This window comes from Bacteroidota bacterium (assembly GCA_034439655.1).
Taxonomy (GTDB): Bacteria; Bacteroidota; Bacteroidia; order UKL13-3; family UKL13-3; genus CANJUD01.
This window is the reverse complement of sequence record JAWXAU010000185.1, coordinates 1-10,311: the sequence shown is the minus strand read 5'-3', so window position 1 is coordinate 10,311 and position 10,311 is coordinate 1. Positions and strand designations below refer to the sequence as shown.

Sequence of the window (10,311 nt, the reverse complement as noted above, 5' to 3'; positions counted from 1 at the left end):
TTCGCTATTGCCATGGTCGGCGGTAATGAGTACATTCCAAAATTTTGCAATGGCTTGTGCTACAATTTGTTTGGTGCAATCATCTACTTTTTCTATAGCTTTTACCACGGCCGATAAAATGCCTGTATGCCCCACCATATCAGGGTTTGCAAAGTTTACTACAATAAAATCTGCATCCTCATTTTGTATAGTTTCTAGTACTGCATTTTTTATATCTTCGGCACTCATTTCGGGCTGTAAATCATAAGTGGCTACTTTGGCCGAAGGGCACATTTTTCTTGTTTCACCATCAAAAGGTTTTTCGCGGCCGCCCGAGAAAAAGAACGTGACATGCGGATATTTTTCTGTTTCTGCAATGCGAACTTGTTTCTTATGATATTTCTGTAATACTTCACCAAGTGTCATTACCAAATCATCATTTTGAAAAAGTGTTTGTACGTTTTTATAGGTCTCATCATATATAGTCATGGTGAGGAAGTGCAAATCCAGAGGCTTCATATCAAACGCTGGGTAGGCTTGTTGACAAAGGGTTTGCGTGAGCTCACGGCCACGATCCGTGCGGAAATTGAACATCAAAACTACATCGCCATCTTGTATTTTTGCAATCGGATTTATACCATCTTCACTTAATACAATAGGTTGTATAAATTCATCAGTTATATTATTTTTATAGGATGTTTCTATGGCTTCTATAGCATTTTTATATATAGTCCCTTTCCCATTTACTAACAAATCGTAGGCAAGCTTAACGCGTTCCCAACGGTTATCTCGATCCATGGCGTAATATCGACCTATAATACTTGCAAGTTTTATATTGTTCGCCGCAGTGAATTCTATATGTTCGCAAATAGTATTTATATAGTTTTTGCCCGACTTAGGATCTGTATCTCTGCCATCGGTAAATGCATGAATATATACTTGGTTCAATCCGCTATCTTTTAATATATCGCATAATCTCATCAACTGGTCCATTGATGCATGCACGCCACCATCACTCACCAAACCTAATAAATGGAAAGCTTTGTTGTTTTCTTTAGCATACTTTATGGCATTTGCAAAACAAGAAATCTCGGCTACTTTGTTTTCACGAAAAGCTTTATTGATAATTTCCAATTGTTGATATACTACACGTCCCGCACCAATATTCAAATGTCCGACTTCACTGTTTCCCATTTGTCCATCAGGCAATCCCACCGCTTCGCCACTTGTTTGCAAATAGGCCATGGGATACTGATTAGCCAGTCCTTCTACAAATTTATTTTTTGAAAGTTCTATAGCATTGCCTTCGTATGCTTGTCCTTTGCCCCAGCCGTCCAAAATCATTAATATTACTTTATCACTCATAGTTGTTTATAAATTAAAATGCAAAGTTAGTAGCTGGTCGTCAGTAGTCAGTTAATAGTGGTCAGTAATCAGCCCGCCGCGGCGGGCAGTAATCAGTTGTCAGTAGACCGTTATTTAGTAATCAGTAATCAGTTGTCTAATCAAAGTTATTGACGCCGAACCTGTCTGCGGCAAGCAGGTGGTACTAACTACTAACCACTGCCCGCCGCGGCGGGCTAACCACTGCTTCTGTTTTGTTTTCGGCATAATTTTCGCTAAGTTTGCAGTCTAAAAATATTATCCCGAATGCCCTTTATATATATTGTTTTCGCAGCTTTTATATCTTTTTTTGCCGAGGATTTGAGCGATAAAATCGCCCGAAACATCAAAGCAGGCAATGCCACTGAGTTGAGCAGCAGTTTCAATACTTCCATCGAACTCAGCATTATGGGCAGAGAGGAAACCTATAGTAAGACCCAAGCAGAAATGATACTGAAAGATTTTTTTGCTAAAAACAAACCAAAAAATTTCACCATCAGCAACAAAGGTGTGAGCGATGCCGCTACAAAATTTATTAATGGAAAACTTGAAACCAATGCGGGCATTTATAAAATTTATATATTGATGAAAAGCAATTCTGGGAGTTTTTTGATTACAGAACTTAGAATTGAATGATGTATGATTTATAATTTACCATTGGGCTACGCAGTCTATTTGCACTTCTGTCAATTGTACCATAATCGTCAATCACGCATCAATAAAAAATCGTAAATATAATGGCAGCAGCAAAATCCTACCTCCTACCTTGTAAATATTTCCTTGCGTAAGCCACCCCGAATCCTAAATCCCGTTCGCCGCGGCGAACCGACCCCTATCAAAAATGTATTCAAAGCAATTCACCTTCAACCCTTTCTACGAAAACACTTATATATTATGGGATGATACAAATCAATGTATTATAATAGATCCCGGTTGTCATAATAGAGAAGAAGAAAAAATACTATCTGATTTTATTACTGAAAATAATTTAATTCCTGAGAAAGTAGTACTTACTCACGGGCATATCGACCATGTATTGGGTGTAGGATTTTGTGTGGGCAAATGGAATATACCCGTATATATAAACCAAATAGATATTGCTACCATGGAACATAGCATACTTTGGGGTGCTTCAATGGGTTTCAATATTACAATGCCCATCGCCGATTATATATATTTGGAAGAAGGCAATACACTTAGTTTTGGCAATACAAATTTGGAAGTTTTGTTTTTGCCCGGGCATGCTCCTGGTCACTTGGGTTATTATAATAAAACAAGCAACGAAATTTTCCAAGGCGATGTATTATTCCGTCAAGGTATTGGGCGTTACGATTTGCCCGGTGGCGACTATGATATTCTAATAAGTTCTATCAAAAACAAACTATTTGCCTTGCCCCCCGATTGTAAAGTGTACAGTGGTCATGGAGAGCCCACCACCATTGGGTTTGAGAAAATCAATAACCCATTTTTACAAGCATAATTTTTTTGTATTGATAAATAGCGTTTAATTTGCGGTATTGGCTTGCGGTGCAAGGAAATAAAAATTAATGACAAGTATTACGCAAATTGTGAGGAAAGCCTTAAGTGGCAATAGGACTGGAAACCCCATTGAGCGGGCTCATGCATCACAATTACGCACACTTAAAAGATTACTTTTAAAAGCAGGCAATACCCAGTTTGGGCAGCATTATCACTTTTCTGCTATTGTATTTAATGATAATGTGATGGCCCTTTTCAAAGAGAAAGTACCTTTGTCTAATTATTCTACCATGCATCCTTGGTGGCAAAAGGCTTATGAAGGCGAAGAATCGGTAACATGGCCGGGCAAAATGAAATATTTTGCATTGAGCAGCGGCACCAGCGAAGGTGCGAGCAAATATATACCCGTTACCAAAAGCACGATTAAATATATAACCCGTGGAAGTGCCAAACAACTTTTAAGAATTGCACGTTGCAAAGACATACCAAAAGGTGTACTCAACAAACATTATTTGATGATTGGCGGCAGCACCACCCTGCAGTCTAATGGACTTAATTTTAGTGGTGACCTCAGCGGTATCACCTCCGGCAATGTGCCGTTTTGGTTTGAGCCTTATACCAAACCCGAACCCGAAATTAGGGCGTTAAAAGATTGGCATGAAAAGATTGAAGATATTATAGAGAATGCCCCCAATTGGGATCCTGGAACTATTGCTGGAGTGCCTGCATGGGTAAAGCTTTTGTTCGAACGTATTATAGAAAGATATAAGGTGAAAACCATACATGATATATGGCCTAACCTTACCCTATATATATGGGGTGGCGTATCGGTTGAGCCTTATAGGAAAAGTATAGATGCCATGTGTGGCAAACCTTTGCATTATTGGGAAACTTATTTGGCAAGTGAAGGTTTTCTGGCTTTTCAAGCACGGCCCTATGTGCATGGAATGAAATTGCTTTTGAACAACGGTATTTATTTTGAATTTGTTCCTTTCAATGAAGAAAATTTTGATAGTGATGGTAATATATTGCCAGATGCAAAAGTATTATCATTGATGGAAGTAAAAGAAGGTGTTGATTATGCCTTGGCTATTACCACCAGTTCAGGAGCATGGCGTTATCTTATTGGTGATACGATTCGTTTCACTTCGCTCAAACATATAGAAATAAAAATTACAGGACGTACGAAACATTTCCTGAGTCTATGCGGAGAGCATCTTTCTGTTGAAAATATGAATGATGCGTTCAATTTTGTGAGCAATGAAATGGGATTAATTAGTAATGAATTTTGTGTAATAGGTGTAACTGATGATGGACCTATTGGCCACGATTGGTATATAGGAAGTGATAAGCCTTTTGATACAATTATATATAAAGAAAAACTCGACGCCAAGTTGGGCGAATTGAATGATGACTATATAGTAGAACGCACCCATGCCCTCAAACGCATGAATGTATATTATATTCCTAACGAGCAGTTCAATAACTTCCTTGCAGCCCAAGGCAAAGGCGGTGCACAGGTAAAATTTCCTAGAGTATTAAAAGGGCAAATTGCGGAGGATTGGAAGAAATTTGTGAAGGGGTTGTAGTATAGACGAACCGTTATGCTGAGGAATAATTTTTTACAATTCTACAAATAGGTCAATGGCAACTTGTTTCAGGGTTTAGTTAAAAATATAATTATCAAAAATCTATTTATATATGAACGTTGGACTGCATTGCCGTTGCGACGTCATGCTGAACTCGTTTCAGCATCTTACTATTTTCATTTTTTAATTATATATAATCCGTTATAGATTTGAAACATATTAATTATTATAGAAAATGCCACTAACCAAAAAACTAAAAATACTCGGCCTCATATTTTTCATTGGAGGTTTTTTGCTTACCTATTGCAATTGGTGGATTAATGATTATATGCCCACTTTGTTTTTTGTAATTCTCGGACTTTTATTGTGGATTTATGGCGTCAATTTTTTCTTTAAGTATGATAACAACAGATTGAAAAAGTCATTGTATAGTTTCGCCATATCACTTTCATTTTTTATTATATTAACTTCTGCGACCGAATGGGTGCTGCTATCAGTAAATTACTCCTGAATTCAAATCTAATGATTTTGTATTAATTCGTTATTCAAATTTGTGGCCTGAGATTTATGAAACGGTCGCCAAGGTTCCCGATAGTTTGATACTCATTGAGGATTTGAATGAATTGAAAGCGAAGTTGGGGGTGGAATGATTTCGTTCACCTTTTGGAAAGTTTTAAACTTTCCAAAAGGTGAACTCGTGAATTATTATTATAAAACTTGTTTAAAACATAATCCTTTCCTTTATTATTTTTGTCGACATATTATTTGCAAATAGATCAATTGACACAGCAATCAAATGGGATTAACAATACATTATAATGGGAGATTCAATCCGCGAGCATCATTGGGCGAAATGGTGGCGGAGGTAAAAGATATTGTTGAAATATTTAATTGGAAATATACTGTTTATGAAACTGAATTTCCTTCAAGTTCATTCGATGAAAAATATAATAGGAATATATATGGTATAAGTCTTACTCCACCTGAATGTGAAACAGTATCCTGTTGTTTTTTGTCTAATGGAAGAATGAGTAGTAAAGCAGGCTTAAAGTTTTTTGGCAAAAGCACAAATGAAGACGAGCAAAAGTACTTATATATGCTTTGCACCAAAACACAATTTGCAGATTACAAAACACATATGCTAGTTGTTGGTTTATTGAGATATCTTAGCAAAAAATATTTTAGTGATTTTACGATGACAGATGAAGGGAAATATTGGGAGACAGAAAGCGAAGATATACTAAAAGAAAACTTTAAAGCATATAATGATTTATTGAATATGTTTTCGGAGGGTTTTCAATCTGTCCAAATTGAAGAAGGAGAATCGTTGATGAACTATTTAGAAAGCGTAATAAAGCGAGTTAAATCTAAAAGGGAATAAATATTTCTAGAAATGAAAATTCAATACTGTTCTGATCTGCATTTGGAATTTTCGGAAAACAAGGCTTTTCTAAAAGAATTTCCAATAAAGTCTGTGGGCGATATTCTATTGTTGGCTGGCGATATTGTGCCATTTGCTTCAATGGATAAGCATAAAGATTTTTTCAATTTCTGTGCCGATAATTTCGAAACTGTATATTGGTTGCCAGGCAATCATGAATACGATCATTTTGATTTGGCGAAAAAATGTGGTGTCTTGAATGAAAAAATAAAAACAATCTTTTCTTAATAAATAATATCTCTATTCAACAACAAGGCATTCAATTTATTTTCTCAACACTTTGGTCGAAAATAAGCGAACAAAAATCATGGGAAATTGAAAGAAGTATGAATGATTTTAGGGTGATAAAATTTAATAATATTAGATTATCCACTACACAATATAATCAATTGCATTTTGAAAGTTTGAGTTTTATAAATTCGACAATATCAGAAAATAATGATTGTACAAATGTGGTTATTACTCACCATGCTCCTACTTTATTGAACTACCCTCCACAATACAAAAATACTATTTTGAATGAGGCATTTGCGGTAGAATTATATGATTTAATCGAGCAATCAAATATTGACTATTGGATTTATGGGCACCATCATTGTAATATACCCGATTTCTCAATTGGTAAAACAATGTTGCTTACTAATCAATTGGGTTATGTAGCACACGGTGAACATAGGGTGTTCGAAAATGATAAGGTAATTGCAGTCTGATGTATTTTTATCTTTCTTGCTCCGCTGTAGGTCTCCTCACCACTGCTGTTCGAAAGTTGTGACATCGCGTCCCTAAATGGGCTTTGGGCTTACTCATACATTATGCTTTTACCAATATCATATTCCTTTGGGATATGTGTTCATGCTTCTTTTGCTCAAATATAAACTGTTTTAAAGTCCAAGAGGGCAATGTCCTTAAGTTAATGGAACGTTCGTTCCTACAGGACTTGTGCATGCTCAATTCTATTATTATTACCAAAATACCACCCCTCTGGGGTTTTTATACCAATTCTTAACCTAAAATAGCCTTTGGACTATTTTAGGTTTTTAGAATGGTAATACCGAACTACATCCCGAAAGCCCCGCTTAATCCCGATAATTATCGGAATGCGGGGGGATTAGTCCCTTTCTTTTGGACTATTATATATTGAGTGTCGGTATTAGAAATGAAGCACTACTCCAAAGTCCCTCTACGGACGCGAAAGATATGAGACTCGTATCTTCAAGACAGTTGCCGTAATCCCACCAATCGCATAGTTATATATAAACATAATAAGAAATGATTGGTGAGGACGCCAACCATGTGCAACGTACGTTTACCTTTTGGAAAGTTTAAAACGTTCCAAAAGGTGCTCAGAGATGTCCAAATTTTCCCCAAAAAAAATCCATTATTTTGATTATTTTTGTGGGCCTTTTAAGAGGTATCACTAATCAATATAAAAATTAACAACAAGCACCAAAATGTCTGACAAAAATTTTCAACAACGCCACATTGGCCCCAATGCACACGAAACCACAGAGATGCTGAAAACCCTTGGCATGAGCAGCGTAGATGAACTAATCGACAAAACCATACCTGCACATATTCGCCGCAAGCAACCTATGAATTTGCCCGCACCTATCAGCGAAAATGATTTGCTAATCGAGTTGAAAGAAACCGCCAGCAAAAATAAAGTTTTCCGCAGCTATATCGGAATGGGATATTATGGAACATTAACACCCACAGTTATTTTACGTAATGTTTTTGAAAACCCAAGTTGGTATACACAATATACACCTTATCAAGCAGAGATTGCCCAAGGTCGCTTAGAAAGTTTGTTGAACTATCAAACTTTGGTTTGCGATTTCACAGGTTTGGAAATTGCCAATGCTTCACTTCTCGATGAAGGTACCGCCGCTGCTGAGTCTATGCACATGTTGCACGCACAAGCCGCCGACGGAAAAGATAAATTTTTTGTAGCCAATGATGTATTTCCACAAACCAAAGATGTATTAATTTGTCGTGCCGAACCTGTTGGAATTGAATTGGTTTTTGGCAATGCCGCTGACTTTGATTTTGATTCATCATTCTTCGGGGCAATATTACAATACCCGAATGTTCATGGCGAAATTTCTGATTATTCAGAGTTCTGCAACAAAGCAAAAGCTGCAGGAATTTTCACTGTTGCTGCCACAGATTTAATGGCATTAACTATCATAAAATCACCAGGCGAAATGGGTTTTGATGTAGCAGTTGGATCTTCGCAACGCTTTGGTGTACCACTCGGTTATGGTGGTCCGCACTCAGCTTTCTTTGCAACCAAAGATGAATTCAAACGCAATATGCCAGGCCGCTTAATTGGAGTGAGTATCGATGCACAAGGCAACCGTGCTTTGCGTATGGCATTGCAAACACGTGAGCAACATATACGCCGCGAAAAAGCAACTTCTAATATATGTACTGCCCAAGTTTTATTGGCAAATATGGCTGCGATGTATGCCGTATATCATGGCCCCAAAGGATTGAAATCAATCGCACAAAATATACATAACAATGCTGCATCGCTTGCAAAAGCTTTGACAGACTTAGGTTACAGCGTATCAAGCAAAAATTATTTCGATACAATTTGTGTTGAAGGTGACGCCAATGAAATAAAAACTCTTGCAGAAAAACATAATATAAATTTCCGTTACGATTTCGGGAAAATATATATAGCTTTAGACGAAACCGTTACCGAAAAAGATTTGAATGATATAGTTTCTGTTTTTGCTTTAGCAAAAAATGTAGCTCCACAAATCGTAAATCGTACATCGTACATCGTAAATTTAGTTCGCAATTCAGAATATCTCACCCATCCAAACTTTAATGTATATCATAGCGAAACAGAAATGTTGCGTTATATAAAATCATTGGAGTTAAAAGATTTATCATTAGCAAATAGTATGATAGCTTTGGGAAGTTGCACCATGAAATTAAATGCAACAACAGAGATGATTCCCGTTACCTGGCCTGAGTTTGGTGCCATGCATCCCTTTGCTCCACGCGAACAAGCAGCAGGTTATTCTCAAATATTTGAAGAACTCGAATATCAGTTGAGAGAAATAACAGGTTTCGATGCAATATCATTACAACCCAATGCAGGTGCTCAAGGTGAGTATGCAGGACTATTAGTTATTCGTGCATATTTAAAATCTATTGGGCAAGGCCATAGAAATATAGCTTTGATTCCATCGTCGGCACACGGCACCAATCCTGCCAGTGCAGTAATGGCGGGTATGAAAGTAGTGGTAACAAAAACCGATTCCAATGGAAATATAGATGTAGAAGATTTGCGTGCACGTGCGATTGAGTATAAAGATAATTTAGCATGTTTGATGGTAACCTATCCAAGTACCCACGGCGTTTTTGAAGAAACTATTATAGACATTTGTAATATGATTCACGAACATGGCGGACAAGTATATATGGATGGTGCGAATATGAATGCACAAGTTGGATTAACAAGTCCTGCAGCAATTGGTGCGGATGTATGTCATTTGAATTTGCATAAAACTTTCTGTATTCCGCATGGTGGTGGTGGCCCAGGTATGGGACCAATCGGGGTGCGTAGCTACTTGGCTCCCTTCCTTCCAGGTCATGCAGTGGTTGATATGAAAAATGGCGACAAAGCTACTCATGCAGTTTCTGCTGCACCATGGGGTAGTGCAAGTATATTATTGATTAGTTATATATATATTCGTTTGATGGGTGAAAAAGGTTTGACCAATGCTACACGTTATGCAATATTTAATGCAAACTATATGAAAGCATTATTGGAAAAACATTTCGATATATTATATACAGGAACCAATGGAACTTGTGCCCACGAAATGATTGTAGATATGCGTAAATATAAACATAGCTTAGGTGTGGAAGTTGAAGATATTGCCAAACGCCTAATGGATTATGGTTTCCACGCACCTACAGTTAGTTTCCCGGTTGCAGGTACTTTAATGATTGAGCCAACTGAAAGCGAAGCAAAAGCAGAACTCGATCGTTTCTGTGAAGCATTAATTAGTATCAAAAATGAGATTGATGAAATAGCAACCGGTGCTGCTGATAAAATAGATAATGTATTAAAGAATGCACCACATACTGCCCATGTTGTTATATCCGATAATTGGAATCACGCTTATGGTCGTGAGAAAGCTGCGTTCCCACTAGCATGGGTAAAAGACCGCAAATTCTGGCCAAGTGTAGGACGTGTAAATAATACACATGGCGATAGGAATTTGGTTTGTACTTGTATTCCAACTGAAGCGTATGCGGAGGCGTAATATATAATGGTTCCCGCCGCGGCGGGGTTAATTATTAAAGGGGCTGACGCCGATAAAAAGCAAATTGATAAGTATGAAAAACATATTTCTTTCTTTAACTATATTATTTACTTTTGTATCTAATGTTAATTCGCAAAATTCGTCATTTCAAAAT

The 10,311-nt window shown here is 37.1% G+C and carries 8 protein-coding genes; 7 read left to right on the top strand and 1 reads right to left on the bottom strand.

Going from position 1 to position 10,311, the window contains the following annotated elements; genetic code table 11:
* On the bottom strand, positions 1–1,344 hold a 1,344-nt coding region (gpmI, locus tag SGJ10_14020; GenBank protein MDZ4759239.1), incomplete at its 3' end, for a 2,3-bisphosphoglycerate-independent phosphoglycerate mutase.
* Between the two features lie 339 nt (positions 1,345–1,683).
* On the opposite strand from gpmI, the gene SGJ10_14015 reads away from it, so the two are divergent.
* The 7 genes from SGJ10_14015 (at position 1,684) to gcvP (ending at position 10,157) form a co-directional block, all read left to right on the top strand.
* Positions 1,684–1,998: a DUF4783 domain-containing protein gene (locus SGJ10_14015; GenBank protein MDZ4759238.1), complete on the top strand. Its 315-nt coding sequence runs from the start codon at positions 1,684–1,686 to the stop codon at positions 1,996–1,998.
* 205 nt (positions 1,999–2,203) lie between these two features.
* Positions 2,204–2,842, top strand: a complete 639-nt coding sequence (locus SGJ10_14010; protein MDZ4759237.1) for an MBL fold metallo-hydrolase — start codon at positions 2,204–2,206, stop codon at positions 2,840–2,842.
* A gap of 67 nt (positions 2,843–2,909) precedes the next feature.
* On the top strand, positions 2,910–4,430 hold the full coding sequence (locus SGJ10_14005) for a GH3 auxin-responsive promoter family protein (GenBank protein MDZ4759236.1): 1,521 nt from the start codon (positions 2,910–2,912) through the stop codon (positions 4,428–4,430).
* A gap of 796 nt (positions 4,431–5,226) precedes the next feature.
* Positions 5,227–5,811, top strand: a complete 585-nt coding sequence (locus SGJ10_14000; GenBank protein ID MDZ4759235.1) for a hypothetical protein — start codon at positions 5,227–5,229, stop codon at positions 5,809–5,811.
* A gap of 12 nt (positions 5,812–5,823) precedes the next feature.
* The gene (locus tag SGJ10_13995) at positions 5,824–6,099 is read left to right on the top strand and encodes a metallophosphoesterase (GenBank protein MDZ4759234.1); all 276 of its coding nucleotides are present in this window, start codon (positions 5,824–5,826) and stop codon (positions 6,097–6,099) included.
* A gap of 98 nt (positions 6,100–6,197) precedes the next feature.
* Positions 6,198–6,581 carry a metallophosphoesterase gene (locus tag SGJ10_13990; GenBank protein MDZ4759233.1) on the top strand — a complete coding sequence of 128 codons (384 nt, stop codon included), beginning with the start codon at positions 6,198–6,200 and terminating at the stop codon, positions 6,579–6,581.
* Between the two features lie 741 nt (positions 6,582–7,322).
* Positions 7,323–10,157 (top strand): aminomethyl-transferring glycine dehydrogenase, encoded by a 2,835-nt coding sequence (gene gcvP / locus SGJ10_13985; GenBank protein MDZ4759232.1) that lies wholly within the window; start codon positions 7,323–7,325, stop codon positions 10,155–10,157.
* Positions 10,158–10,311 lie beyond the last annotated feature (154 nt).

What these genes read in the sequence shown, in the direction of transcription:
- SGJ10_14005 (MDZ4759236.1), top strand. Translation starts at nt 2,910, where the DNA reads ATGACAAGTATTACGCAAATTGTGAGGAAAGCCTTAAGTGGCAATAGG.
- SGJ10_14000 (MDZ4759235.1), top strand. Translation starts at nt 5,227, where the DNA reads ATGGGATTAACAATACATTATAATGGGAGATTCAATCCGCGAGCATCA.
- SGJ10_14010 (MDZ4759237.1), top strand. Translation starts at nt 2,204, where the DNA reads ATGTATTCAAAGCAATTCACCTTCAACCCTTTCTACGAAAACACTTAT.
- SGJ10_13990 (MDZ4759233.1), top strand. Translation starts at nt 6,198, where the DNA reads ATGAATGATTTTAGGGTGATAAAATTTAATAATATTAGATTATCCACT.
- SGJ10_13995 (MDZ4759234.1), top strand. Translation starts at nt 5,824, where the DNA reads ATGAAAATTCAATACTGTTCTGATCTGCATTTGGAATTTTCGGAAAAC.
- gcvP (MDZ4759232.1), top strand. Translation starts at nt 7,323, where the DNA reads ATGTCTGACAAAAATTTTCAACAACGCCACATTGGCCCCAATGCACAC.